The organism is Flavobacteriales bacterium (assembly GCA_021296215.1).
Lineage (GTDB): Bacteria > Bacteroidota > Bacteroidia > Flavobacteriales > ECT2AJA-044 > ECT2AJA-044.
The window spans coordinates 19,102-43,776 of the sequence record JAGWBA010000012.1 but is presented as its reverse complement, the minus strand read 5'-3'; the positions used below and the strand labels follow the sequence as shown (position 1 = coordinate 43,776).

Sequence of the window (24,675 nt, the reverse complement as noted above, 5' to 3'; positions counted from 1 at the left end):
CCAAAACAAAAGGAGCCTTCACGAGCGAAACAGCCATCATAAAACAAATATATTTGGCTACAATAAATGCTCAAACAAGTATGTTTTACTTGGCATTATCTTATGGAAGGAAGCTTCGTATCGTTGGGTCAATAAAAAAAGCGAAGAAACGAATAGCACGGCATTAAAAGCCGATGTATGGCATCATAGAAGCGATGCAATCACATCGGTTGCTGCACTGGTAGGCATTGGCGTAGCCGGATATTTTTGGCCTGGTCATGAGGCTGCTGACGATTGGGCTGCACTGGTTGCAAGCGCATTCATACTGTACAACAGCTACCTGATCTTTAGGCCTGCATTGGGAGAAGTCATGGACGAACATTTGAACGACGATCTGCGCGACCGAATCAGAAGGGCATCGAATGAGGTCACTGGTATCGTGAATACCGAGAAGTGCTTATTAAGAAAGGCGGGTATGAACTACCATGTTGAATTACATGCTCGAGTCAATGGAAGTATGACCGTATACGAGGGCCATGAATTGGCTCATGAGCTGAAGGATCACCTACATCGGCAGATACAGGAACTCGGTCACATCACCTTCACATAGAGCCGACAAGTACTTAAGGAGCCGTATTCTCCACGATCTCGAGCCCGTAACCCACGAGGCCCACTCTTTTGCTCGGATGATTGGTCAAAAGATTGATCTTGCGTACCCCAAGTGAACGTAAAATTTGTGCTCCAACGCCAAAGTCACGCGCATCGCGACGTGGAGGCGTTGATTTTACATCCTTGATTTGCTTTAGCGTATCGAGAATATTCGATCCCAGTCCTTCCATGTTCAAGTACACGATCACACCTGAACCGGCGGCCTCGATCTTTTCCATTGCCGAATTCAAATCGGGCAACGAACATTGTGTCAATACTTGAAGCAAATCGTTCTTTACCGTGCTGCTGTGCATACGAACCAATACCGGGTCGTTTTCGTTCCACATCCCCTTGGTCAAGGCAATGTGAATTTGACCGTTCGTTTTTTGCTCGAATGCAGTTAAGTTAAACGGACCATGGGGGGTATCCACTTCAAAAGATTCACGCTCTACGATCAAGGTTTCATTGTTCAACCGATACGCGATCAAATCTTCGATGGAAATAAGCTTCAGGTCCCACTTGTCGGCGATCTCACGCAATTGTGGCAATCGCGCCATGCTACCGTCTTCGTTCATGATCTCTACGATCACTCCGGCCGGCTGCAGTCCCGCCAAACGAGCCAAGTCCACCGAAGCCTCAGTGTGCCCGGTTCTGCGCAAAACCCCGCCTGCCTTAGCTTTCAACGGAAAAATATGTCCGGGACGTCCCAAATCTTCGGGCTTCGTCGCCGGATCCACCAAGGCCTGAATGGTCTTAGCGCGGTCCGATGCACTGATACCCGTAGTAACACCGTGCCCATTCAAATCAACCGATACGGTAAAGGGTGTTTCGCGCAGGGCGGTGTTTTTCCCGACTATAAGCTCCAATTCAAGCTCGTCGCAACGCTCTTCGAGTAGGGGAGTGCAAATAAGTCCTCTCCCGTGAACGGCCATGAAATTCACCATCTCGGGTGTAACTTTCTCCGCGGCGGCAACAAAATCCCCCTCGTTCTCGCGATCCTCATCGTCTACCACGATGATCACTTTCCCGTTCCGAATATCTTCGATGGCCTCTTCGACCGTATCCAACAAATGCGACATACCTTGAAATTTGCGACGCAAAAGTAACCAAATTGAACGGCCTAGGGTTTATAACTGTCGCAATGATTCACTCAAGCGAATATCGAGGGCATCCATACCAAAGTACCGCTTCGCATAAGCCTTCCCGTCCTCAGCCATTTTCTGGCCCTCAACGGGCCGATGCCAGATAACGCTCAGTTTTTTTATCCATTTAAGAGGGTCATCACTCACGAACATACCACTCGTTTGAACCTCCGGCAACCCTTCAATGGCCTTGGTCGTAGCCATGACCGGAACACCCTCAGCAAGTGCTTCGAGTATCTTTATGCGCAGACCCGAACCACTGAATAGCGGAACCACCAACACCCCGTGTTCGGCCCTAAAGGCCTTGGCATCGTCAACAGCACCGATCACCCGCACACCTGGACCCTTCATCTGCTGAAACTCAACAGACATTCTTCGTCCGGCTAAATGAAACTCTGCTAGAGACTCGGCTCTTTGCACACCCGGCCATACTTTGTCGAGAAACCAACGCATTCCTTCTTGATTCGGAATCCAGTCCATAGCTCCCAGATGATGACACACAAAGGGTTTAGGAGCATTAGGGACTTCGTCATTCACTTTGACGGCCATCGGTAGATCAATTACGTCAGCGGAGGTATGCTTGGCGATGGTCGTGCTGTCCGAGGAGCTGATCGAATGAATCTGATCGACTCCCTGCCACATAAGATGTTCTTCGCGCCGTAGGCGCCGAGCAAGTAAACGAAGATAAGCGGAGCGGGGGAAGCTCGATTTGTACGCCAATTCGCGCCAAACTCGATGCTCTATGTTGTGGCTGCGAAGCACGAGAGGGATACCGCTTGACTTCAGTTCGGGCAAATAAGGCAACCAAAAGATACTCTCGATGTATATGACATCGTAGCCGTTATTCAATTGCTCTTGAAGCGCGCTTCTAACTTGAGGCGCATCGAAGCGCGCCATGATGTAGCTCGACCGTTGCCCCAAATTTTTAAGCGCATCCGAGACCTTAGTTCGCAGATCGATTTCCACTGACCGCACTTCAAGGCGATCATTTGAGGGAAAAGCGCTTTCGTCAAAGCGATGCTTGAAGGTTGATAAGGTCAGCACGTCGACCGTATTACCCGAACGAAGAAGTGATTCGAGCACGTGGGCCATCGCGATGCAACCGCCATCAACGGTCGGATAAGCGGGTTTATGCGTCAGCTGACATATCCGCATGGCGCTTTTTTCGAGTGAATAGCTTTTTGAAGAGTCTTTCGATCGGTTGCCAGTACCGCTCCGAGTTGAAGAGGGCCGAATCGGTAGTCGATTTGTAAGTCAGCCAAAGACCGAAGGGCAGTAAAATCATACTCGATAGCCACATGGCTCCAAAGGGAGTGAGCACGAAATCCCGGCCCAATTTTTCGGTCGTAGTCGATACGATATGGTAGAACAAGAAGATCAAAATGGCCACCACTACCGGCAAACCCATTCCACCCTTTCGTATGATGCTACCCAGTGGAGCTCCGACCAAAAACAAGATCAGAACGGCAAAACTCAAGGTGAATTTCTTGTGGGTCTCCAGCTTGTGCTTGACGATCCAACGATTCTTATTCTTGAACTCTCCTATGTAAGAATACACGTAGGCTTTGGCATTTCGTGCCGATACCGTGGCCGTTTGTATGATGCGCTGCTGTTCGGGCAGCTCGTAGTTTTCGAGTAGATACTGTCCCGGAACAGAATCAATTTGCTCGGGCTGCGCCTCGAGTTTATGTTTCGAAGAAACGGCCCCTTCTTCCGTTCGAGCAGGAGGTTGGTAATCGTACCGCGAATTCAACCGTTCCTTGAAGTCCGATGTTTCCGTGTTCAATTGCCCATCCAGACTGTCGATGGAATGGGTTAGCTGGGCCAGATTCAACATTTTATAGTTGTTCTTGAAAAGCCCTTCATCGGTGCGCTTCATCTTGAAGTTGCTCAGGTCGAATCGAATGATCTCCTTGCTGAAATGCGACCGAAGCAACGGGTAATTCTTCCTTTTCTGACGATTCTCCGGATTCATTTCTTCGTAACTGAATCCATTGTACAACTCAAGGGTCATGATGTTGTCATCCTCATTCATGATCATCTTGCCACTCTCTGCACTGATGACCTTTACGTTCCCTCTATTCGCCGTATGATCGTAGATCATGACGTCTTCCAACAGGTTTCCGTTTTCCCCTGATTTGTTGGCGACCTTGATCGAATACCCTTCGATTCCGTTGTAAAATACTCCTGTCCTCAAGTTAAAGGCCGGCTTGCTTCGCGTAATGTCCCAAAGCAATGCACCACTCTTTAAGTTGGAGTAGGGGATCACATAATTGCTGAAAAGGAATGCACCGATCGACATAAAGAACATGGCGACCAACAAAGGGCGCATGATCCTGAACAAGGAAACACCGGAGCTTTTAAAGGCCACCAGTTCGTAGTTCTCGCCCATACGGCCAAAGGTCATGATGCTGGCCAATAATACAGCTAATGGAAGGGCGAGGGGGACCAAGCTGGCGGAAGTGTACACGAGCAGCTCCGCTATGATATACCATTCGAGCCCCTTTCCGACGAGGTCGTCGACGTACTTCCACACGAACTGCATGAGCAGAATGAAGAGGATCACCAAAAAGGAGATCACAAAAGGGCTAACAAAAGCCTTGAGCGTAAATTTCGATATGACCTTCAATACGCGTCGGAATTAGAATCCAACATCGATGATCTCGAATCCGAGATATTTGGTTTTGTCAAAGGCGAAAGCACTGGCCGGAGCATCGACGTTCGTTCGGAAAGTAACGATCTCGTACGTAGTGATAGTGCCATCCTTCCCTTTTTCCATTAAATAAACGATTTGGTTGGTCTGTACATCGATGGCCAACTCAATACTCGTATAAGGCGCGGATGAGGCGTCCTCAGGAAATAAGTAGATCAACTGAACCTCGTGCATTCGGTGCGCTTTACGATCGCCCATCTTGTACTTGAACCCGCTCTCGTACATGGTCAAAAGTCGGCTTGGTGTCAACCCTTCTTCTTCAAGGTCGTCAACCGACATGGTCTCTACCACTTCATCGTCGCGCAAAACGCGCCAAATGCGTTCTCCGTTGCTGATTTGCTCGTTTCCTTCTAACTCCAAGCGGTACTTTTCACCACTGATCAGGATTTTCCCGCTCATGGTGCTCGCCGGGATGTTCGCCGATTTATTCTCGAGGGTTACAGAAAAGTCCAAGGCGATATTCTCGTTACTTTTTGTGGCCTCGGAAACCTTATCCAAAAGTTTCTTTGCTTCCGGGTCCTGCTGACCTACAGCCGGCCAACCTAATGCCATCAAGGCAATGAACAGTAATTTCTTCATCATCTCTTTCATATTACTAAGAACTACAAACTAAGAACGCAGAACTATATCTAATTACTCTTTCTCTTGACGCAGATGCTCATCGAGTGCCATTTCATCCGGGATCAACACCTTCCGTGCTTTAGAGCCTTCAAACGGCCCAATGATTCCGGCAGTTTCGAGTTGATCGATGATCCGACCTGCTCGGTTATAGCCCAGCTTCAACTTTCGCTGTAACAAACTGGCCGATCCCTGCTGATGTTGAACCAAAATGCGTGCCGCATCTTCGAACAAGCTATCGCGATCATCTAAATCTACTTCTCCGGGTTCGCCACCTTCTTCACCAACATATTCCGGCAATAAGTGGGCCTCTGGATAGGCGCGCTGATTCCCGATGAAGTCCGTAATTTTTTCAACCTCAGGGGTGTCCACGAAAGCACACTGCAAGCGCGTTAATTCCGACCCCTGAGCGATCAGCATATCTCCTTTACCGATCAACTGATCGGCTCCACCTGCATCCAGGATCGTGCGCGAGTCGATTTTACTAGTTACCCTGAAGGCGATCCTACATGGGAAGTTGGCTTTGATGATACCGGTGATGACGTTTACGGACGGACGCTGAGTTGCGATGATCAAATGGATACCAATGGCCCTAGCCAGCTGCGCCAATCGCGCTATCGGCGTTTCTACTTCCTTACCCGCAGTCATGATCAGGTCGGCGAACTCGTCGATCACCAATACGATATAAGGCAGGTAGCGATGTCCCTCTTCGGGATTCAACTTACGCGATACGAACTTCTTGTTGTACTCCACGATGTTACGACACATCGCGGTTTTCAGAATTTCGTACCGATCGTCCATTTCGATACACAGCGAATTCAAGGTATTGATCACCTTTTTGGTATCGGTAATGATCGCCTCTTCTTCATTCGGAAGCTTGGCTAAATAATGTCGTTCGATTTTGTTGAACAAGGTCAATTCCACCTTCTTCGGATCCACCAGCACAAATTTCACCTCTGTAGGGTGCTTCTTATACAGCAGCGAAGTCAACACGGCGTTTAATCCGACCGACTTACCCTGACCGGTCGCCCCGGCCATGAGCATGTGGGGCATTTTCGCCAAGTCCGTCACGAAGGTTTCGTTCGAAATGGTCTTCCCCAGTACGATCGGGAGTTCCATTTCCGATTTCTGAAATTTCTCCGAGGCGATCACAGAGCGTATCGAAACAATGTTCTTCTTCGTATTCGGCACTTCAATACCAATGGTTCCGCGACCCGGTATAGGAGCAATGATCCGTATACCCAAAGCCGAAAGGCTCAGCGCAATATCGTCTTCCAGATTCTTGATCTTCGAAATGCGAATTCCCGCCTCCGGAACGATCTCGTACAAAGTAATGGTCGGCCCAATGGTCGCTTTGATCTTCGCGATCTCGATCTTGTAGTTCTTGAGCGTCTCGACGATCCTGTTCTTATTGGCCTCCAACTCGTCTTGATCGACCGTTATATTCGACTTACCGTAGTCGTTCAGCAGGTCGATCGTCGGAAATTGGTACGTCGATAGATCGAGCCGCGGATCATACGCCCCAAAATCCTCCACCTTTCGCTTAGCCTTAGCGTCGTCCTCACTCAATTCCTCCTCAACGGTTTCCTCAACACTCAACTCCACATCATCACCGGCTTCATCCACAACCTCGGGCTCAGGATACGGCTTTTTCTCTTCTTCTTGTTGCTGTTGCTCTTCTTCTTCTGCCTCATCGGCACGATGCGTATCGTCCATCGAAAGGTCGACCTCCTGACTAGGCAGTTCTTCTTCCGTTTCTATTTCCTCTGGTATCGCTTCTAATTCGGCGTTTGCATCGGCCATCTCTGAAGCTGGTGCCGATGCTTTTTCTGGACGACTCAACCAATTCTGCAAGTGTGCCGGAGTAATATTGAAGAACCGCACGATGCCCAACAATACCGTAAAAAACAGCACCAAGGCCGTACCCACGGTGCCAATGCCTTTCTTCATCCACAAAAACACGGTATATCCCGCCCCACCCGCCCAAACGGGGTGCGATTCCGAAAACAACAATCCGGTCAAGGCCACGAACCAGATCATGGCCAATAATCCTCCCCACAATAACTTTCGAGGCTTCAGCCGCTCGGGTTGAAACAACACTTTGATGCCCAGGATCAATAAAAAGTAGGGGATGAAATACGCGCTAACACCAAAGTAACGCCACACGAGTAAATGAGATACCATCGCTCCGGCCTTTCCTAAAATATTGCGCACGTCGCTTGCGAGCAATCCCTCGCGCAAGGTGCTTTGGTCGTAACTCCAATGAAAGAAGAAACTCGTGAACGCAATGAATCCGAACATGGAAAAGAACAGCAGTAAAAGACCCACTGCGGTGTGTGTGCTCTTACGTCGATACCACGCGTTTTCATTACGCGCTCTCTTCGTTTTGGTAGTTTTTATGGATTTTTTCGCTTTCGCCATAGGTCGGTGTCGGGGTCAAAAATACAAAAGTTCCCTCAGCGCTTAAGGCCATAGGAATTCCGTAGCTTTGCGGTCCAAATAAACGGATTTTATGAGTCGATTGAAGATACTTACTTCTCTTTCTGAATTAGGTGCCGGCACTCGTGGGGCTAGCTTGGGTTTCGATGCCCTCAAAGTAGCGGCCTTCAACGCCGAAAGCAAGTTCTTCGCACGCCATCCGTGGGAACATATTCCGACCGCGAACGAGCACCTCTTCGACGACATCGATACCCCTAACGGAATTCGCATCACCGCTATTGCCGATCAATACGATCGCATCGAAGAGTCTGTGTCTAACGCCCTCTCGGGCGGAAGCTTTCCGCTCATCATTGGTGGAGACCACAGCGTGGCGGGGGGCACTATTGCCGGAATTCGCAAGGCCTATCCCAACGATCGCATCGGCGTGGTTTGGATCGACGCCCATGCCGATCTGCACTCTCCCTATACCACACCTACCGGAAACGTGCACGGTATGCCTTTGGCCACTGCACTCGGCATGAACAACGAACAGTGCCAAAGCAACGACGTTAAAGACGCTACCCTCGAAGCGTGGAACCGCATGAAAGGCCCGGAACCTCGGGTACGCCCCGAAGATCTTTTCTTTATTGGCGTACGCGATACCGAAGAGCCCGAGGATCAACTCATTGCCCGGGAGGGAATCAAGAACTACCGCGTTGGCGAAGTACACAATCGCGGAGGTCGCCCCATAGCGCAAGAAATCATGGATAAATTGAGCGATTGCGATCGCGTGTACGCCAGCTTTGATGTCGATTCCATGGACGCGACCATTTCCATGGGTACGGGAACTCCGGTGCACAACGGTATTTGGGAAAGCGAAGCTGAAGACCTGCTCACTGAATTCGCAAAGCACGAAAAAGTCTGCTGCATGGAGTTCGTGGAGATCAACCCGTGTTTGGATACAAAGGGCAACGTAATGGCCGATACCGCCTTGCAACTGCTCGAAAAAACAGCATTAACCCTCGAAAATCGATTGAACGGATGAACTTAGAGGTAAAAATGGGTCCGGCCGTAGCCGAGGCCATTTCATCACTTTACGGCACCGAGCTGCCAGAATCACAGTTCAACTTTCAGAAAACCCGCAAAGAATTCGCCGGGGACATCACTTTGGTGACTTTTCCACTTCTTCGCGTGTCAAAAAAGAAACCCGAAGAAACGGGAGAAGAGATCGGTGCGTTCTTGACCGAAAAGCACGACTGGATCAGTGGTTATAACGTGGTTAAAGGGTTTTTGAACCTCGAACTCAGCGATGAGTTGTGGCTCGATTTCTTTGCCGAACAAGCGTCTGACCCGAGTTTCGGATTGGTAGCACCAGACGATAGTGCTCCGGCCGTAATGGTCGAGTACAGTTCTCCGAACACCAACAAACCGCTGCACCTGGGGCATATCAGAAACTGCCTGCTCGGATATTCGGTCGCAGAACTGTATAAAGCCGCAGGTAAGCGCGTGCTCAAAGTGCAGATCATCAACGATCGCGGTATCCACATATGCAAGAGCATGCTGGCTTGGCAAAAATTCGGTGAAGGTGAAACACCTGAATCGGCGGGCATCAAAGGAGATCACCTCGTTGGAAAGTACTACGTGCGATTCGATCAGGAGTACAGAGCTGAAGTGGCTGAGTTGGTTGCGGGCGGAATGGAAGAGGACGAAGCCAAGAAAAAAGCTCCGCTATTGTTAGAAGCTCAGGGAATGTTGCGTGCGTGGGAGCAAGGAGATAGTGAGGTTACCGCTTTGTGGGAACAAATGAACTCGTGGGTGTATACGGGATTCGACGCCACATACGATAGATTGGGGGTAGACTTCGATCAGAACTACTACGAAAGCGAAACCTACAAGTTGGGTAAGTCGCTCGTTGATGAAGGGCTTTCAAAAGGCGTTTTCTATAAGCGTGAAGACGGATCCGTTTGGTGCGATTTGACAGAAGACGGTCTTGATGAAAAATTATTGTTGCGCGCCGATGGAACCGCGGTGTATATGACTCAGGATCTTGGAACGGCCGTACAGCGCTTCGAAGATTACGACATTGATCAGTTGATCTACACCGTAGGGAATGAGCAGGACTATCACTTCAAAGTGCTTTTCCTCATTCTGGGAAAACTCGGGTACGACCGGGCCAAAGAGCTTTATCATTTGAGCTATGGCATGGTCGATTTGCCGCACGGCAAAATGAAGAGCCGCGAAGGTACAGTGGTCGATGCCGACGACCTCATGAGCTCTATGGGTAATGAAGCTAAGGCGATCGCCGAGGAGTTGGGCAAGCTGGAGGGGTTAAATGACGAAGACAAAGAAGAGCTGTACCACAATATCGGTATGGGCGCTCTCAAATACTTTATACTTAAGGTAGACCCCCAAAAGCGCATGATGTTTGATCCGCAGGAATCGATCGACTTCAACGGGCACACGGGGCCTTTTATACAGTACGCGCATGCCCGAATACAGAGTTTACTTCGCCGGGCCGACGAAGGGCTACATCGACCCGTGAGGGTCCGTGAATTACACGCCTCCGAGAAGGAAGTGTTGAAGCTCTTGGCAGATTACCCCCAAGTGGTGCAACAAGCAGCGACGGAGATGAGCCCTGCGCACATGGCCAATTATACCTACGAGTTGGTAAAGGCGTATAACGGGTTTTATCAGCAGGTATCGATATTCAATGCCGAGACCGAAGAACAAATGGCCTTTAGGGTCCAATTGAGTAAGTTTGTGGGACACGTGATCAAATCGTCGATGAAGACGTTGGGTATTACGGTTCCCGATCAGATGTAAGGAGAAAAAGTGATGTTTGAGAATTTAAACGACAAGCTGGAAAAAGCCTTTCAGGTCCTCAAAGGCCATGGGCAAATCACAGAAGTTAACGTAGCGGATACGCTTAAAGAAGTGCGTCGAGCCCTGTTGGATGCCGACGTGAACTTCAAGATCGCCAAGGATTTCACCAATCGAGTGAAGGAAAAGGCCTTGGGTCAAAGAGTATTGACCAGCCTGAAGCCAGGGCAGTTGTTGGTGAAGATCGTCAAAGACGAACTTTCCGAGCTCATGGGCGGCGAACAGGTAGAAGTCAAGCTCGACGGAAAGCCCACGGTGATTTTGATCGCCGGACTTCAAGGTTCTGGTAAAACGACCTTTAGCGCCAAATTCGCGAAGTACTTGAAGAGCAAGCGAGCGCAGCACCCGTTGCTGGTGGCGGGCGATGTGTATCGACCTGCGGCCATTGACCAGCTCAAGGTTCTGGGAGAGCAAATAGACGTAGACGTCTTCACTGAAGAGGGCAATAAGAATCCGGTCGATTTAGCAGAAAAAGGGATCGCTTATGCCAAGGCGAACGGTAAAAACCTAGTGATCATCGATACCGCGGGTCGCTTGGCCGTCGATGAGGAGATGATGAACGAAATATCGAACATTAAATCGGCGGTGGATCCGCATGAGATTCTATTTGTAGTTGATTCCATGACCGGTCAGGACGCGGTGAACACGGCAAAGGCTTTCAACGATCGACTCGATTTCGACGGAGTAGTGCTCACCAAGCTCGACGGTGATACGCGCGGTGGTGCGGCCCTTTCCATAAGGACCGTAGTCGATAAACCGATCAAGTTCGTCGGTACGGGTGAAAAGATGGATGCGCTCGACGTGTTTTACCCGGAGCGTATGACCGACCGAATCCTCGGTATGGGCGACGTCGTAAGCCTGGTAGAGAAAGCTCAGGAGCAATTCGACGAAGAAGAAGCCCGCCGCGTCCAAAAGAAGATCGCTCAAAACAAGTTCGATTTCGACGATTTCTTGAAGCAAATCGATCAGATCAAGAAAATGGGATCTACCAAAGACCTGCTGGGCATGATTCCCGGAATGAGCAAAGCCGTGCGCGATGTAGACATCGATGACGATGCCTTCAAGCACATTGAGGCCGTAATCAAATCCATGACTCCATCAGAGCGGCAAGATTCCAAGATCATCAACGGATCGCGCAAAAAACGCATCGCCAAAGGATCGGGTACCAGCGTACAGGAGGTGAATCGTTTGCTTAAGCAGTTTAGTGAAATGAGCAAAATGATGCGGATGATGCAAGGTGGCGGAGGTAGAAAAATGATGAACACGATGAACGCCATGCGAGGTAAACCCTCTGGCATGTAAACCAATACCATGCAGCTAATCGACGGAAAATCCACCGCACAGAAGATCAAAGAAGAAATCGCTGAAGAGGTGAAGGCCCTACGGGCCGATGGCCATAAGGTGCCCCATTTAGCCGTAATCCTCGTGGGTGAAGACGGCGGAAGTAAGAGCTACGTCGCCGGAAAGATCCGCGACTGCGAACAGGTGGGCTTTAATTCCACCTTGATCACCATGGATGACGATGTTACCGAAGAGCAACTGCTCGACGAAGTACGTCAACTCAACGAAGATGAAGATATAGACGGATTCATCGTTCAACTTCCCTTACCAAAACACATCGACGAGCAAAAAGTCATCGAAGCGGTAGATTCTAAGAAAGACGTAGACGGTTTTCATCCGGCGAACTACGGCCGCATGGCTTTGGGGCTCGATGCTTTTTTGCCGGCAACCCCTATGGGCATTCTCGAGCTACTCAAAAGGCACGAGGTAGAGACGGAGGGTAAGCATTGCGTAGTGCTTGGACGTAGTCATATAGTGGGTGCGCCCATGTCGGTATTGATGGGGCGGAATAACTACCCCGGAAATTCGACCGTGACCATGGCACACAGTAGAACTAAAAACTTACCGGAACTCACGCGGTCAGCGGACATATTGATCGTCGGAATTGGAAAACCGGAATTCGTAACAGAAGATATGGTCAAAGAAGGAGCCGTTGTCATTGATGTCGGAACTACAAGAGTCCCGTCTACAGAGACGAAAAGCGGATTCCGCTTAAAAGGAGATGTGGACTTCAACGGAGTAAAAGACAAAGTTTCGGCCATTACTCCTGTTCCCGGCGGCGTTGGTCCAATGACCCGAGCAGCCCTGTTATTGAACACGCTTAAAGCAATCAAACAATAAAATCCCTCATGAAAAAACTACTTTTCGGAATCCTCAGTTTCTCTCTTTTATTCACCGCCTGTGCACCAAATGCCGACAAAGGGTCGGAATCCGGCGATGAAGCCATTGAAGGTTCGAAGGCTTGCGTTTACAGCTACAATGCTGATTCAACCTCCATGACCTGGACAGGCTATAAGTTTAACGAGCGAGTAGGAGTGAGCGGTACTTTTACCGAGATCATCACCGACGGATTCAAAGAGAGTGATGACATTGCCGAGGTGGTTGGAAACGCCAGCTTTAAGATTCCGGTGAATAAAGTTGAATCGAACAACGAAGACCGCAATAAGAAGATCGCTGTATATTTCTTTGAAACCATCAACACCCCCGTTATCTTCGGAAGAATAAACGGACTCAACTACAATGGTGAAAATGGTGGAAACGCGGAAGTCATCATCACCATGAATAACCAAGAGGTCATGGTAAGCATGCCCTATACCTTTGAAAACGGGGTCCTGAATATGTCGACTACCATTGACGTAAATGATTGGAACGGTCAAATGGGTATTAATCAGCTCAATGAAATGTGCTACGATCTGCACAAAGGCGCTGATGGTGTTTCAAAGCTTTGGCCCGAGGTCAAGATCGAAGTAAATGCGGTTTTTGATCGCGTTTGCGAATAACGAGGTGAGGTTTTAAGGTAAAGGAGGCTCTTCGAAATCGAAGGGCCTTTTTTCCATAAGTAACATGCCCTCGTGCTCTCGGACCTTTCTATAACCCATAAGGTGAAAGATCTGCCTTGAATAGAAACTCGCTACGTGGGTATTGACATGGAGCCCGAGGGGATTGTCTTTATCGCGTCGAACGCCGGGTAATAGCGGAAGAAGTTTATACAGTCCGAATTTTCTTGTGTATCGAGAGAAGGACAGCCAGAACCTTTTGATTCCTCGAATCTGCAAGAACCCGTCGTTGCCTTGCTTTTGATAGAGCGGCATAAAGATGCGTCCGTCTTCGGGCATGGCAATGGGGCCGTTTTTATCGCGTGCCAAGGTCTTTCCTTTTTCGACCCGCTGGAAATTGGCGTATCCCGGTTTCATGGCAAATTCATCTTCCGGGGTTATTCCATGTCGGTACCTTACTTCATAGAACTGTGCCAAATGGCCGCCAAGTTCGGCCAAGCGATCCAACGATTCATCGATACGATCCACGTACTCTTCATCGATCATGCCCAGCCGGTACAAGATCACCTTGGTTAGTGCTTCGTGAGCATCAATGGCTTCAGGTGCCTCGTGCTGCCCGGCTTCGAATCCGACCGACAAATGCCCCAGCTCGTTGATGTAACTCAACAGGGGGCCGTCGAGTTGCTCTTCAACGCCGAGTACAATAGGAACCGGAATACCGTCGACCAAGTCGCGATTTCTCAAGGTATCGCCTACCATGATGAATGGGGCACTTACTGCCGAGGTGGTATGGAGATCGAGGAAGCAAATGGGCCCTTTGCGTTCTTTTATAGCTTTGTGAATGCGATATTGAAGATCACAGTATTCATCGTATTCGTCGTCGGGTTCTTCTGCGATCGGATTAATGGGGCATTGCGTTTTAAAATCCCACCGCCACAGCCGGTTCAGGTCTCTCTTGATGAAGCGCACACCCTCTGAAAGTGCTCTGCGGTTGCCGCGAAGAGCAAGTATCTTGCCGCAGGCAATAGAGAGCTCCTTTTTGTCGAAGGCCATTTTCAGGCGCTCGAGGGCGTACATGCCCGAGGGTTCGTTGCCGTGGATGCCGCCTATGACGAGTAGGGTAGGGCCTGGAATTCCGCTGTCGATGTCGAGAATGACTCGGTCAACGAGGGTCGATGTGAAATCCGTAGGCAGCAATGGTCAGTCTTTTAGAAATTCCTGAAGAAAATGATCGGCGACGTTGACGAAATCGTGTTCTGTAACGATACCGATGAGTTCCTTTTTGGAGCGCACGACCGGTAGGCATCCGATCTTGTGTTTCCGCATCAAAGATATGGCGTCTTTGGTTAAGGTGTCGGGTGTGACGCAAATAGGTTTCTTGATCATGACGTCTTTGACCAAGGCATCTTGGGTTTCGTCCGTAAGGCGGGTGGAGTAATAGCGGATCAAGTTTCCGGAAGTGAGTAAACCGACCAACTCATTCTTATCGTTTTCGACGAGGACGTACCTGATTTCACGCCAGTTCATGATGTTCGGCACGATATCGAGGAGGTCGTTTTCGTTTACCGTGATCAAGTTTACGGACATGATTTGATCGATTCGCCAGTATCTGTTGATCCAGCTTCCGGCTTCGTTAATTCGACTAAGGCTCCATTTGTGTACGGGCGTATTTCTTTTTTGTCTTTTGGCGATACCCGCAGTAATGGCCAGCATGATCTCGTCCTTGGTGCCGTCGTTCTTGAGTTTGTCGAAAGAGTTCAGGATCCATTGACTACCCGAGTTCCCCGATTCGACCCGTCCCTCTATGACGTTCAGGAATCGGGTGATATCTTTTTCGTGGATCTTGGCCTTCCGCAGTCCATCGCGAGCGATGGGGAGTAGCACATTGATCAGCAAGTCTCGAGCGCTATAGGCCTTATCATCGAGCCAACGAAACATAGAACCCATACCCATTCGGCAAGCCCTGTTGAAGTTGGCCTTGATCACGTCGAAGTCGTGTGTCCTATTCAGGTTGCGGTATTCATCCGGCATACCGTGCATGAGGCCTAGCCAAAAGGTCATGTTGGCCATTTCATCGAGAACGGAAGGGCCGGAAGGTATGTATCGATTCTCTATGCGCAAATGAGCAATACCACTGGCGGCTCCAAAACAAGCTCGGTTCCATTTATAGATCGTGCCGTTATGCATCTTAAGAGCCCCAAGGTTCGGTATTTTACCTTCTTTAAGGGTTTCGAGTGAATCTTCGTCCATATCTTGGCTGATCAGGACCCGATATCGAGCAATGTCTTCTTTGTATAGGTCTACGATACTGCCTGTTAGCCAGCTCTTTCCCAGAAGTACACGCGGGGCATCTTCTCTTGTGTATTGGTGATTACTCCTCGTATCTGTGGATTGTTGGAACAGCGCAATTCGGGTTTCGCGCCACAATCTCCGGCCAAAGAGCAACGGCGAATTCGTACAAGCGCTGAGTACAGGACCCGTGATCGCTTGAGCCCAATTGTAATATGAAGTGAAATCCTGAGCACCCACTTGGAAATGGATCTGAAAGCTGGTGTTACAGCTTTCGAACATCAGGGAATCGTGCTTAGTGATTAGTTCATCCGTTCCTTCGATCCGGAATTCATAAGCCTCACCCCGTAGATCGGATAACCGTTCATTCAAGGCGAAATACCGGGGAAGAGGAGTGAGGTTCTCCAAGGTCATGTCGGAAAGCCTAATACTCGGCAAGATCCCGACTAAAATGTAATCTAAATCGTGCGGGGTGAGACCTACTCTAAGGCAATCGAGACACTCTTTAAGCTGGTCTTCCATGCCTTTTAGCGCACCGCCGGTGAACTCGGCCGGATCGAGGTTGATTTCGAGGTTAAACCTGCTAAGTTCATGCGTGAACTTCGGATGGTTAAGTTCCTTCAGCACATCCATGGCCTTAGGAGCAGGTCGGTAAGTCTTATCGATGAGGCAAAGCTCTTGCTCGGCTCCAATGCGATGGATTCCCTCTTCGATCATACCCCGATCGATCATGATCTCAAGGGCGCGTATATCCTTGATCAAATGCTTCATAAAAGCCTTCAGCTCTCCGGCCGTAGACTCTTTTCGCACGTTCTTTTCTCCCATATTTCCGGCTTGAATACCGGCAAAATAGGAAAAATGGAATTGATTTAAGCCGTTTCGAATTCCGATGTGAAATGAAACTTCACATCCGGAAATTTGTCTTGTGCCATTTGAAGAGCAAAGGCGGTATCGGCCATGAAAACAAGACGACCTTCTTTGTCTTCGGCCATGTTCCGATACTTCTGCTTTGTAAACTCGTCCAAATCCTGCTTCGACCCTGAGATCCAGACGGCTTTATGAACATTTATAGGCTCGTACCGACACTTAGCTCCATATTCGTGTTCCAGGCGGTATTGAATCACTTCGAACTGTAATTGTCCGACCGTACCAATGACCTTGCGGTTGTTCTGCTTCATGTTGAACAGCTGGGCAACCCCTTCGTCCATCAACTGCTCAATACCCTTGGCCAGTTGCTTGTACTTCATAGGGTCGGCATTCTCGATCACCTTGAATTGCTCAGGCGAGAAGCTTGGAATACCGGTGAAGTGCAGCTCTTCGCCCTCCGTTAGTGTGTCTCCGATCTTGAAGTTTCCCGTATCGTGCAAACCCATGATATCTCCCGGGTACGAGAGGTCAACGATCTCTTTCTTCTCGGCCATGAAAGAAGTTGGGTTCGAGAATTTGAGTTGTTTTCCGTGACGCACGTGCAGGTAATTCGTGTTTCTCTTGAAGTTTCCACTGCACACTTTTACGAACGCGATTCGATCCCGGTGTTTTGGATCCATGTTCGCATGGATCTTGAAAACGAATCCGGCGAAGTTCTTTTCGCCCGGGTCCACCAACCGTTCTTCGGTCTTGGTGGGCTGTGGTGGGGGAGCCAGCTCAATAAAGCAATCGAGCAGTTCACGCACTCCAAAGTTGTTGATCGCCGATCCAAAGAACACCGGAGAAATGGCGCCCTTTCGGTATTCCTCGACGCCGAAGTCCGGGTATACGCTTTGAACTAATTCCAACTCATTCCGAAGGGTGTTGGCGAAGTGCGGGTCAACCAACTCGTCAAGTCTGTTGTCCGCCAAATCATCAATGACCACTGAACTGTTGGCCTCTTGCTTCCCGTGGGCAGAATAAAGCACCACTTGCTTTTCAAACAGGCTATAAACGCCTTTTAGCTCTTGTCCCATGCCAATGGGCCAGCTCAAAGGAGAAACGGTAAGGCCGAGCTTTTCTTCGATCTCGTCGAGGAGGTCGAAAGCGTCTTTACCCATACGGTCCAGCTTGTTGATGAAGACGATCACCGGCGTGTTGCGCATGCGGCACACCTTCACCAGTTTTTCTGTTTGGGTCTCGACCCCTTTCGCTACGTCGATAACCACGATCACACTATCCACCGCGGTCAACGTTCTGTACGTGTCTTCGGCGAAATCCTGGTGACCCGGTGTGTCGAGAATATTGATCTTTTTGTCCTGATACTCGAACCCCATGACCGATGTTGCCACGGATATACCACGCTGTCTTTCGATCTCCATGAAGTCAGAAGTAGCGCTTTTTTTGATCTTGTTCGATTTAACAGCACCGGCCACTTGAATAGCCCCTCCAAAGAGCAGTAATTTTTCCGTCAAGGTCGTTTTTCCGGCATCGGGGTGACTGATCACGGCAAATGTCCTACGTCGGCTAATTTCCTCTTTAAAACCCATGGTCTAGCGATAGTTCCAGGCCCGCAAAAGTACTCTTTTTTTTTCGGACAATGACTTTTATAATTCCCGAATATTTGTATATTTGGGCAGCTTGAGAAAGGTTTATGGTGTTTCAATGTCTTTCTCAATTCGTTTTTTTTGAACGAAATCGATGTCCTCAAAACGCCGCGAATGAAGGTTACTCGTTGATGTTTTGTCTATTAATCGATCGCGATAGAAACCACGGTGCAAGCCGTGGTTTCGACGTTTAAATGGGTCGCCTTGCCAAGGCCTTATCGACCATCTCCTCGAATTCCTTTTTGAACTCCTTGTAGTACGTTCCTGTTCCCGGGCCGTAAAAACCGGTATGGATTCCAACCACATTATGGTTTCGATCCAAAACGATCGCCGTCGGAAAACTCATAATGTGATTCAGCATCGGAAGTTTCTCCGCGGCTTCGGTTTTACTGGCCCGACCGGCAATGAGAAGGGGATAAGGAATAAGTAGATCTTGCCGCATTTTGATCACCGCTCGCGAGGCTCGCTCGTAATCGGAATGTCGTTCGAAGCCCAGCCCCACGACCCGCAATCCGTTGTTGTACTCTTCTTCATAGAGGTCGACGAGGTACTTGGTCTCGTCCATACAATTCGGACACCACGAGCCAAAAAGTTGAACGATCACCGCTTTGTGCTCAAATTCAGGGTCGGATAATCGGACCGTATCGCCATTCACGGACGGAAACGCGAACGAGATGCTTTCATAGCCCTCTTTCAAAAAGGTGAGTTCATTGGCATCACGAAGGGTGAACCCGTCGTCGAGAACGGCGTAGAATGGCTCACTGTAGTGGTCACCGCTGTAGAAAGTTCCCCATAAGCTATCGCCGTCGATGGTCCCTTCGAACAAGAATGCATGGGCGCCATCGAGCGTCGACAACTTGAACTGGTTGCCGACAACAACGCCTTCCAAGTAGCGGTAATCGCCGGTTTCCGTGGCGAAGCTTCCCATGACCACGTGCTGATTCATGTTGAAGATGCCGAGTGCGTTGGCTTCGTCGTTTCCGAAGTGGGTGCGCCATTTTCCGGACAGCCTTTCGGCTGGCTGGCCACTTATCGGAAATCTCATCGTAGAACCGAGTTGAGCATTGAAGGGTATTTTATAATCGGTGCCCCGACTCAAATCGTACCAATAGCCCGACATCGTTGAATCGCTTGTCGACACCACAAACCCGCTCTCGAACACAGGCCATACGATCTCCAGGTTGTCGTTCTTTTCAACGATCTTGTTCAAAACGATCGCTTCACCAGCATTTTGGATCACCATGGTTTGATCGTTACCGGTTCCGTCCATCACGAATTGAAACGGGAGTTCACGCGTCACCGTATCGCTCAGCTCGAGAACCCCTCTCCAATATCCGGCCGCAGGCCGAGAAACTTCCGAGTATGCGGCATCGACTTCAGCTACTGATTCAGAGTTGTTGGATGAACATGCAGTAAGAATAACGGCTGCAGTATAAATGATGTATTTAAAAGGGTATGGCTTCATAAAGGGCGTTTATAGTTCATCGATACGAACATTCAATAATACGATGTTGAAAGGTGTAACCGACGTATTTTTGTAACGTTCAATTTAAAAGGAATCGAAATGGCAGTACAAACAGCAACCGATCAAGATTTTAACTCCCTGTTGGGAGACAACGAGAATGTAGTGGTGAAGTTCTACGCCGACTGGTGTGGAAATTGCCGTCTGTTCGCTCCGAAGTACAAGCGCGTGAGTAACGAGGAAGAGATGCAGGACGTTCTTTTTCTCGATGTAAATGCCGAAGAGAATCCGGAGAAGCGTAAAATGGCCGGAGTAGACAATTTACCGTTCATGGCCTTTTTCAAGAATGGAGAGCTCGTTGAGGGAAGCTCCAGCAGCAAGGAAGAGTATATACGGAAGATCATTGACGAAAACCGATAATCATGAAGATACCAGCCATTAAAGCATTGCTCGAGTACGATCTGGATACGCTTAGAAAAGCCGAAGCGGCTATTGAAGAGGGCGAGACTCCGGAAATTGAAGTAGGTGGAGTAGACGAAGGTGATCAGCTCACCAATGTCTTTGTAGCCATTTGGATCAAGGAGCAAATAGAAAAAGGCACGGAGGAAAAAGAAGCCCTCCGCGCCTTCACAAAAAAGGTTCGAAACTCGATCAACTAAGTATTGCTAAGGCAGCTTCGTAGTTTGGTTCCTGACCGATCTGGGGGACTTGTTCCGTATGGAGCACGTCCCCTTTTTCATCTACTACCACAACGGCGCGTGAGAAGAAGCCTTTCATTTTGCCGTCGATCATGGTAACGCCATATCCGTTTTCGAATGAGTCGTGGCGGAATGCCGATAGGCTTACTGCGTTTTCGATTCCCTCAGCTCCGCAGAATCGCTTAAGAGCGAATGGAAGATCTACAGAAACATTAACGACTACCGTGTTATCCAAACCGGCAGCTTCTTCGTTGAACTTGCGGACCGACGCGGCGCAAACGCCCGTGTCGATCGAAGGGAAGATGTTGAGAACTACACGTTTACCGGTGTAGCTACTCAGAACGACTTCACTCAGGTCTTGCGCGACCAACGTAGCGTCCGGAGCGTCTCCGCCCACTTCAGGAAGGTTTCCGGAGGTATGTACGGTGTTTTCTCCTAGTTTGATTTCAGCCATTGTGAAAAGGGTGTTTTGGGATTATTCTAGCATAAAAAAGCCCACGCTCAACGCACGGGCTCTCGAATTGTTTTATAACGCTTAGTGCGAAGCGAGGTAGCTAGCCACTCCGTCGTGAGTGTCTTTCATTCCTTCTTTTCCTTCGCTCCAGTTAGCCGGGCATACTTCTCCTTTTTCTTCGAAGAATTTCAATGCATCGACCATACGCATAGCCTCGTCGACATTACGTCCAAGTGGCATGTTGTTGACGATTTGGTGCTGAACCGTTCCCTCCTTGTCGATCAGGAACAATCCGCGGTAAGCTACCAACTCTCCGTCGGCTTCCAACTCGTTGTTCTCGTTGTAAAAGTATTCACCGGCCAACACATCGTAATTGCTCGCGATGGTTTTGTTCGTATCGGCAACTACCGGGTAAGTAACTCCTTGGATACCACCGTGATCTTTGCTCATTTGCAACCATCCCCAGTGCGATTGCTCCGTATCGGTAGAAACGGCAACGATCTCAACGTCTTTTGACTGAAAATCAGCCAAACGAGCTTGGAATGCATGCAATTCAGTTGGGCAAACGAAGGTGAAATCCTTCGGATAGAAGAACAAGATCACGTATTTCTTTCCGATGAATTGGTCGAGAGAGAAATCCTCAACGATCTCTTCTCCGTTGATTACGGCAGCAGCCTTGAATGAAGGAGCTTTTTTTCCTACTAAAACACCCATTATGTTTTTGTTTTTGAGTTATACTTAATTGTGCGACCCAAAATTAGCAAATGATAGCCCAGTAAGCGACTCGGGCCGTGTTAATCTTCGATAAATAGTCTTTATGCGATATAGGTCGACTAAAAGGCTACAGTTGCCCATCCGGCCGCAAGGCCGATACCCACAGCAAATAACTTGAGGGCATTGAATCTATGCGATTCGGTCGACTCGTACAGAATCGTAGCAGCGATATGCAGGAAGATGCCCACGACCAGGGCTTTGACTTTCGGCAGAGCCGAGTTCAGGGCTTGCACATATTCGGACATGAACCTGCCCAGCGGACTCATGAGGGCGAAAATGGCCATCAATACAAAGAGTCCGGGCCATTTGATTTGCTTGACCCGCAGGAATTGGAATAGGATCAGGGCTACGGGGATCTTGTGCACCACGATACCCCACAGCAATCCGTGGTTGTGATCGCGTGAGAGAATATCGCCCGATGCGTGTTCGTGTAAAGACATCCCTTCGAGCAGGGCGTGCAGGTATAAACCGACTAGGAGCAAGTAAGGGACGCGGCCGTGCTCTTTGTCATCGAGATGAACGTGACCGTGCTCTAGGCCTTTGGAGAAAAAGTCGAGTATGATCTGTAGAAAGAAACCTGCCAGGATCCAGAATCCGACCGAACTACCCAATTCCTTGAAGCTTTCGGGAAGCAGTTCCAAGAAAGATATAGATAGGAGCAATCCACCGCTAAAGGCTGTGAAATACTTGAGCCCCTTTCCTTCAGCCGGAAACACAAAGGCTCCTGCAACACCAAGAACCACCGCAAGTAGGAGCAGGGCTATGGTCATACGGCGGTCTTTATAGCGATGAGGATCAAACGGTCCGAATTCAAGGCGTGAAAGGGTCCGAGATCGTAATCGCCAAACGTATCGACGATCTGTAGCCCTGCATCTTCGAAACACTCTTTAAAGTCAGCCAGTGTCAGCGCCTGCACCTGTTCCTGAAACTCCTGTTCCTCCCCATCAGCCATAAAACGAATGCGTTTTATGAAGGATTCGCCCGTGAACTCACGTTCAATAAAGAAATCGATACCGTCTACGGTCTTTTTTTCGCGGTGTACGAGCTGTAACTGAGCTTTTTTACTGTTCAGGAAATCGACCACCAAACAGCCGTCCGGGTGGAGGGCCTTGGCCAGGTGATTAATACTGATGCGGTTTTCGTTCCTGTTCTCGAAGTAGCCAAAGCTGGTGAACATGTTCAGAATTACATCGTACTCGTGTTTCAAAGGCTTACGCATGTCGCGTACGAAAAAACGAAGTCGATCATTCTCGGATTCCTTTGCCTCCATGATGCTGTGTTCCGACAGGTCGATTCCAGTGACATTGAATCCTTTTTCGTTCATATAGATGGCATGACGCCCTTTTCCGCATGCGACATCCAGAACGCGCGCTTCTTTTGATACGTTCAAATATTCGAGTAACCGATCGATGAATCCCTGTGCCTCCTCATCGTTCCGATTGCGATAAAGCAAGTGGTAGTATGGGGTGTCGAACCAAGATTTAAACCATTCCATCACTGCAAAATTGTCGTTTTTTTCATTGCGAATCGCAGAGCTATGAATCCGACCGCAGCCGAGATCAAATACACCACAGCGTCATCGAAGCCGAAAAGTAGCCATTTTCCGGTGGCAAACAGTATGGAATAGGTGAGCACAACAGCACCGATCCAGGCCATGAACAGGTATCCCATTCGCGGACGTTCTTGATCCTCACCGGCTTGAGGCCACCATCCACCGGGCCGCACGCGATCTACGAAGGCCTGTAGGTGTTCCTTGCTTTCGGGACGAGTAACGAAGGTGACGACCAACCATACCACGGTTGTGAGTCCGACCGTAAAAAAGAACGAGTTCGGGAACACCCAGTCGAAAGCGAAATGAGCCAAGGCATAAGCTGCGATCGGTGTCAGCGTGGCACTGATCTCGCTCCAGGCGTTGATTCGCCACCAGTACCAGCGCAGTATCAGCACGCCTCCGAGCCCGGCTCCACACTCGATTAAAAAGCTCCACACCCCGCTGATGCTCTCCATTTGGGTAGTAGCGTACAAGGCAATGAGCATCAGTACAATGGTCGTGATTCGACTCACCCGCACGAGTTCTTTTTCTTCGGCCTGCGGCCGGATGAACCTCTTGAATCCGTCGTTCACCAAGTATCCGGCGCCCCAGTTCAGTTGGGTGCTGATCGTGCTCATGTAAGCGGCAAAAAAGGCCACCAATAAGAGCCCGCGCCAGCCGTTGGGGAGGTAATCGCGCATGGCCATCACGTAACCTAGTTTGAGGTCACCGTCGCTCAACTCGGGATATAGAACCATAGCCGAGAGTCCGACCAATATCCATGGCCATGGTCGCAGGCAGTAGTGAGCGATCTGAAAGAAAAGGGTGGCGTACAGGGCGTCTTCTTCTTTTTTAACGCTCATCATACGTTGAGCGGCGTAACCACCACCACCGGGTTCCATTCCCGGGTACCAGCTCGCCCACCACTGCATACCGACGTAAGCCAAAAAGGTACCGAATGAGATCGATAGGGCACGGGCGGTATCCATCGCGCCGTTGAGGCGCGGAAAAAATTCCAGGCTCCAATCGGGAACCTTTTGGGTGAGGCCCTCGAGGCCTCCGATCTCGGGAGATTTTAGGACTAAAATGCCCAATACGACCGTTCCGGTCATAGCGATTACGAATTGCAAGGCATCTGTCACTGCCACGCCCCAAAGCCCGCTGAGTGAGCTGTAGCCGGCGGCAATGAGCATGGCTCCGGCCGTGTAGAGCAGTGCAGTTCCTTCGCTAAGTCCGAAGAATACCTGTAACAGGGACATCAATGCCAGGTTCACCCAGCCGATGACGAGTACGTTCATAAAGAGCCCGAGGTATACGGCCTTGAACCCGCGTAGGAAAGCAGCGGCCATACCCGAATAGCGCAACTCAATGAATTCGACCTCTGTGAGGATTTCGGCCCGTCGCCATAACCGAGCAAAGAAAAACGTAGTGAGCATTCCGCCCATGAGGTAGCTCCACCAAAGCCAGTTTCCGGAGATACCGTGCTGACCAACGAGTTCGGTTACGGCAAGTGGAGTATCGGCGGCAAAGGTGGTCGCTACCATCGAAACACCGGCCAAATACCAGGGGAATTGACGTCCTCCGAGAAAGAATTCGGCCAGACTTTTGCCTGCGCGTTTTCTGAAATACAGGCCAATCGCCGTAGAGATCGCGAAAAAGGCGACCAAGAGGGTCCAGTCGAGGTTCGATAAATGCATGACCCCAAAACTATACATTTAG

22 protein-coding genes are annotated in these 24,675 nt (G+C 49.6%); 8 read left to right on the top strand and 14 right to left on the bottom strand.

The genetic code is table 11. The features are described from left to right. A partial coding sequence (locus J4F31_03650; protein ID MCE2495666.1) for a cation diffusion facilitator family transporter occupies positions 1-589 on the top strand: 589 nt, incomplete at its 5' end. Between the two features lie 13 nt (positions 590-602). On the opposite strand, the gene ribB is transcribed toward J4F31_03650, so the two are convergent. The 5 genes from ribB to J4F31_03625 are packed head-to-tail and all read right to left on the bottom strand — an operon-like array spanning position 603 to position 7,521. Beyond that, a complete protein-coding gene (gene ribB, locus J4F31_03645; protein MCE2495665.1) occupies positions 603-1,706 on the bottom strand; it encodes a 3,4-dihydroxy-2-butanone-4-phosphate synthase in 1,104 nt (367 codons plus the stop codon). Between the two features lie 48 nt (positions 1,707-1,754). After that, the gene (locus J4F31_03640; protein ID MCE2495664.1) at positions 1,755-2,924 is read right to left on the bottom strand and encodes a glycosyltransferase; all 1,170 of its coding nucleotides are present in this window, start codon (positions 2,922-2,924) and stop codon (positions 1,755-1,757) included. After that, positions 2,899-4,398 carry an LptF/LptG family permease gene (locus tag J4F31_03635; protein ID MCE2495663.1) on the bottom strand — a complete coding sequence of 500 codons (1,500 nt, stop codon included), beginning with the start codon at positions 4,396-4,398 and terminating at the stop codon, positions 2,899-2,901. Before J4F31_03635 ends, J4F31_03640 begins: the two co-directional genes overlap by 26 nt. A 12-nt stretch (positions 4,399-4,410) precedes the next feature. Then, positions 4,411-5,064 (bottom strand): outer membrane lipoprotein carrier protein LolA, encoded by a 654-nt coding sequence (locus J4F31_03630; protein ID MCE2495662.1) that lies wholly within the window; start codon positions 5,062-5,064, stop codon positions 4,411-4,413. 51 nt (positions 5,065-5,115) lie between these two features. Continuing rightward, a complete protein-coding gene (locus J4F31_03625) occupies positions 5,116-7,521 on the bottom strand; it encodes a DNA translocase FtsK 4TM domain-containing protein (GenBank protein MCE2495661.1) in 2,406 nt (801 codons plus the stop codon). Between the two features lie 91 nt (positions 7,522-7,612). Between J4F31_03625 and J4F31_03620 the strand changes: the two genes are divergently transcribed. Genes J4F31_03620 through J4F31_03600 form a run of 5 tightly spaced genes read left to right on the top strand, consistent with a single transcriptional unit; the run spans position 7,613 to position 13,238 of the window. After that, positions 7,613-8,563 carry an arginase gene (locus J4F31_03620; GenBank protein MCE2495660.1) on the top strand — a complete coding sequence of 317 codons (951 nt, stop codon included), beginning with the start codon at positions 7,613-7,615 and terminating at the stop codon, positions 8,561-8,563. Continuing rightward, positions 8,560-10,341, top strand: a complete 1,782-nt coding sequence (locus tag J4F31_03615; protein MCE2495659.1) for an arginine--tRNA ligase — start codon at positions 8,560-8,562, stop codon at positions 10,339-10,341. Before J4F31_03620 ends, J4F31_03615 begins: the two co-directional genes overlap by 4 nt. 12 nt (positions 10,342-10,353) lie before the next feature. Next, complete coding sequence (gene ffh, locus J4F31_03610) at positions 10,354-11,700, top strand: signal recognition particle protein (GenBank protein MCE2495658.1); 1,347 nt, start codon at positions 10,354-10,356, stop codon at positions 11,698-11,700. A gap of 9 nt (positions 11,701-11,709) precedes the next feature. After that, positions 11,710-12,579, top strand: coding sequence for a bifunctional 5,10-methylene-tetrahydrofolate dehydrogenase/5,10-methylene-tetrahydrofolate cyclohydrolase (locus tag J4F31_03605; protein MCE2495657.1), 870 nt, complete (start codon positions 11,710-11,712; stop codon positions 12,577-12,579). 8 nt (positions 12,580-12,587) lie between these two features. After that, positions 12,588-13,238 carry a YceI family protein gene (locus J4F31_03600; GenBank protein MCE2495656.1) on the top strand — a complete coding sequence of 217 codons (651 nt, stop codon included), beginning with the start codon at positions 12,588-12,590 and terminating at the stop codon, positions 13,236-13,238. A 12-nt stretch (positions 13,239-13,250) separates the two neighbouring features. Here the strand turns inward: J4F31_03600 and J4F31_03595 are convergent, their stop codons facing one another. The 4 genes from J4F31_03595 to J4F31_03580 all read right to left on the bottom strand — a co-directional run bounded on the left by J4F31_03595 (position 13,251) and on the right by J4F31_03580 (position 19,502). Further along, positions 13,251-14,432, bottom strand: a complete 1,182-nt coding sequence (locus J4F31_03595; protein MCE2495655.1) for a succinylglutamate desuccinylase/aspartoacylase family protein — start codon at positions 14,430-14,432, stop codon at positions 13,251-13,253. Between the two features lie 3 nt (positions 14,433-14,435). Next, positions 14,436-16,349, bottom strand: coding sequence for a CBS domain-containing protein (locus tag J4F31_03590; GenBank protein MCE2495654.1), 1,914 nt, complete (start codon positions 16,347-16,349; stop codon positions 14,436-14,438). 44 nt (positions 16,350-16,393) lie between these two features. Beyond that, positions 16,394-17,980, bottom strand: a complete 1,587-nt coding sequence (locus J4F31_03585; protein ID MCE2495653.1) for a peptide chain release factor 3 — start codon at positions 17,978-17,980, stop codon at positions 16,394-16,396. A gap of 247 nt (positions 17,981-18,227) precedes the next feature. Beyond that, the gene (locus J4F31_03580; protein MCE2495652.1) at positions 18,228-19,502 is read right to left on the bottom strand and encodes a TlpA family protein disulfide reductase; all 1,275 of its coding nucleotides are present in this window, start codon (positions 19,500-19,502) and stop codon (positions 18,228-18,230) included. Positions 19,503-19,601: 99 nt separating this feature from the next. Here J4F31_03580 and J4F31_03575 point away from each other — a divergent pair, with 99 nt between their 5' ends. Further along, a complete protein-coding gene (locus tag J4F31_03575) occupies positions 19,602-19,919 on the top strand; it encodes a thioredoxin family protein (GenBank protein ID MCE2495651.1) in 318 nt (105 codons plus the stop codon). Positions 19,920-19,921: 2 nt separating this feature from the next. Further along, entirely contained in the window at positions 19,922-20,158 is a 237-nt protein-coding gene (locus tag J4F31_03570) for a hypothetical protein (GenBank protein ID MCE2495650.1), read from the top strand. On the opposite strand, the gene tpx is transcribed toward J4F31_03570, so the two are convergent. The 5 genes from tpx to J4F31_03545 form a co-directional block, all read right to left on the bottom strand. Continuing rightward, complete coding sequence (gene tpx, locus J4F31_03565) at positions 20,151-20,651, bottom strand: thiol peroxidase (protein ID MCE2495649.1); 501 nt, start codon at positions 20,649-20,651, stop codon at positions 20,151-20,153. The two genes, J4F31_03570 and tpx, sit on opposite strands and share 8 nt — an antisense overlap. An 81-nt stretch (positions 20,652-20,732) precedes the next feature. Further along, on the bottom strand, positions 20,733-21,365 hold the full coding sequence (locus tag J4F31_03560; protein ID MCE2495648.1) for a peroxiredoxin: 633 nt from the start codon (positions 21,363-21,365) through the stop codon (positions 20,733-20,735). A 119-nt stretch (positions 21,366-21,484) separates the two neighbouring features. Continuing rightward, on the bottom strand, positions 21,485-22,195 hold the full coding sequence (locus J4F31_03555; GenBank protein MCE2495647.1) for a ZIP family metal transporter: 711 nt from the start codon (positions 22,193-22,195) through the stop codon (positions 21,485-21,487). Then, positions 22,192-22,920, bottom strand: coding sequence for a class I SAM-dependent methyltransferase (locus J4F31_03550; GenBank protein MCE2495646.1), 729 nt, complete (start codon positions 22,918-22,920; stop codon positions 22,192-22,194). Before J4F31_03550 ends, J4F31_03555 begins: the two co-directional genes overlap by 4 nt. Continuing rightward, positions 22,920-24,671 (bottom strand): Na+:solute symporter, encoded by a 1,752-nt coding sequence (locus tag J4F31_03545; GenBank protein ID MCE2495645.1) that lies wholly within the window; start codon positions 24,669-24,671, stop codon positions 22,920-22,922. Before J4F31_03545 ends, J4F31_03550 begins: the two co-directional genes overlap by 1 nt. Between the last annotated feature and the right edge of the window lie 4 nt (positions 24,672-24,675).

Bases quoted from the DNA above. Each gene is read 5' to 3' on its own strand.
- ribB (MCE2495665.1), bottom strand. From the start codon at position 1,706: ATGTCGCATTTGTTGGATACGGTCGAAGAGGCCATCGAAGATATTCGG.
- J4F31_03640 (MCE2495664.1), bottom strand. From the start codon at position 2,924: ATGCGGATATGTCAGCTGACGCATAAACCCGCTTATCCGACCGTTGAT.
- J4F31_03630 (MCE2495662.1), bottom strand. From the start codon at position 5,064: ATGATGAAGAAATTACTGTTCATTGCCTTGATGGCATTAGGTTGGCCG.
- J4F31_03625 (MCE2495661.1), bottom strand. From the start codon at position 7,521: ATGGCGAAAGCGAAAAAATCCATAAAAACTACCAAAACGAAGAGAGCG.
- J4F31_03620 (MCE2495660.1), top strand. From the start codon at position 7,613: ATGAGTCGATTGAAGATACTTACTTCTCTTTCTGAATTAGGTGCCGGC.
- J4F31_03615 (MCE2495659.1), top strand. From the start codon at position 8,560: ATGAACTTAGAGGTAAAAATGGGTCCGGCCGTAGCCGAGGCCATTTCA.
- ffh (MCE2495658.1), top strand. From the start codon at position 10,354: ATGTTTGAGAATTTAAACGACAAGCTGGAAAAAGCCTTTCAGGTCCTC.
- J4F31_03605 (MCE2495657.1), top strand. From the start codon at position 11,710: ATGCAGCTAATCGACGGAAAATCCACCGCACAGAAGATCAAAGAAGAA.
- J4F31_03600 (MCE2495656.1), top strand. From the start codon at position 12,588: ATGAAAAAACTACTTTTCGGAATCCTCAGTTTCTCTCTTTTATTCACC.
- J4F31_03590 (MCE2495654.1), bottom strand. From the start codon at position 16,349: ATGGGAGAAAAGAACGTGCGAAAAGAGTCTACGGCCGGAGAGCTGAAG.
- J4F31_03585 (MCE2495653.1), bottom strand. From the start codon at position 17,980: ATGGGTTTTAAAGAGGAAATTAGCCGACGTAGGACATTTGCCGTGATC.
- J4F31_03580 (MCE2495652.1), bottom strand. From the start codon at position 19,502: ATGAAGCCATACCCTTTTAAATACATCATTTATACTGCAGCCGTTATT.
- J4F31_03575 (MCE2495651.1), top strand. From the start codon at position 19,602: ATGGCAGTACAAACAGCAACCGATCAAGATTTTAACTCCCTGTTGGGA.
- J4F31_03570 (MCE2495650.1), top strand. From the start codon at position 19,922: ATGAAGATACCAGCCATTAAAGCATTGCTCGAGTACGATCTGGATACG.
- tpx (MCE2495649.1), bottom strand. From the start codon at position 20,651: ATGGCTGAAATCAAACTAGGAGAAAACACCGTACATACCTCCGGAAAC.
- J4F31_03560 (MCE2495648.1), bottom strand. From the start codon at position 21,365: ATGGGTGTTTTAGTAGGAAAAAAAGCTCCTTCATTCAAGGCTGCTGCC.
- J4F31_03555 (MCE2495647.1), bottom strand. From the start codon at position 22,195: ATGACCATAGCCCTGCTCCTACTTGCGGTGGTTCTTGGTGTTGCAGGA.
- J4F31_03550 (MCE2495646.1), bottom strand. From the start codon at position 22,920: ATGGAATGGTTTAAATCTTGGTTCGACACCCCATACTACCACTTGCTT.
- J4F31_03545 (MCE2495645.1), bottom strand. From the start codon at position 24,671: ATGTATAGTTTTGGGGTCATGCATTTATCGAACCTCGACTGGACCCTC.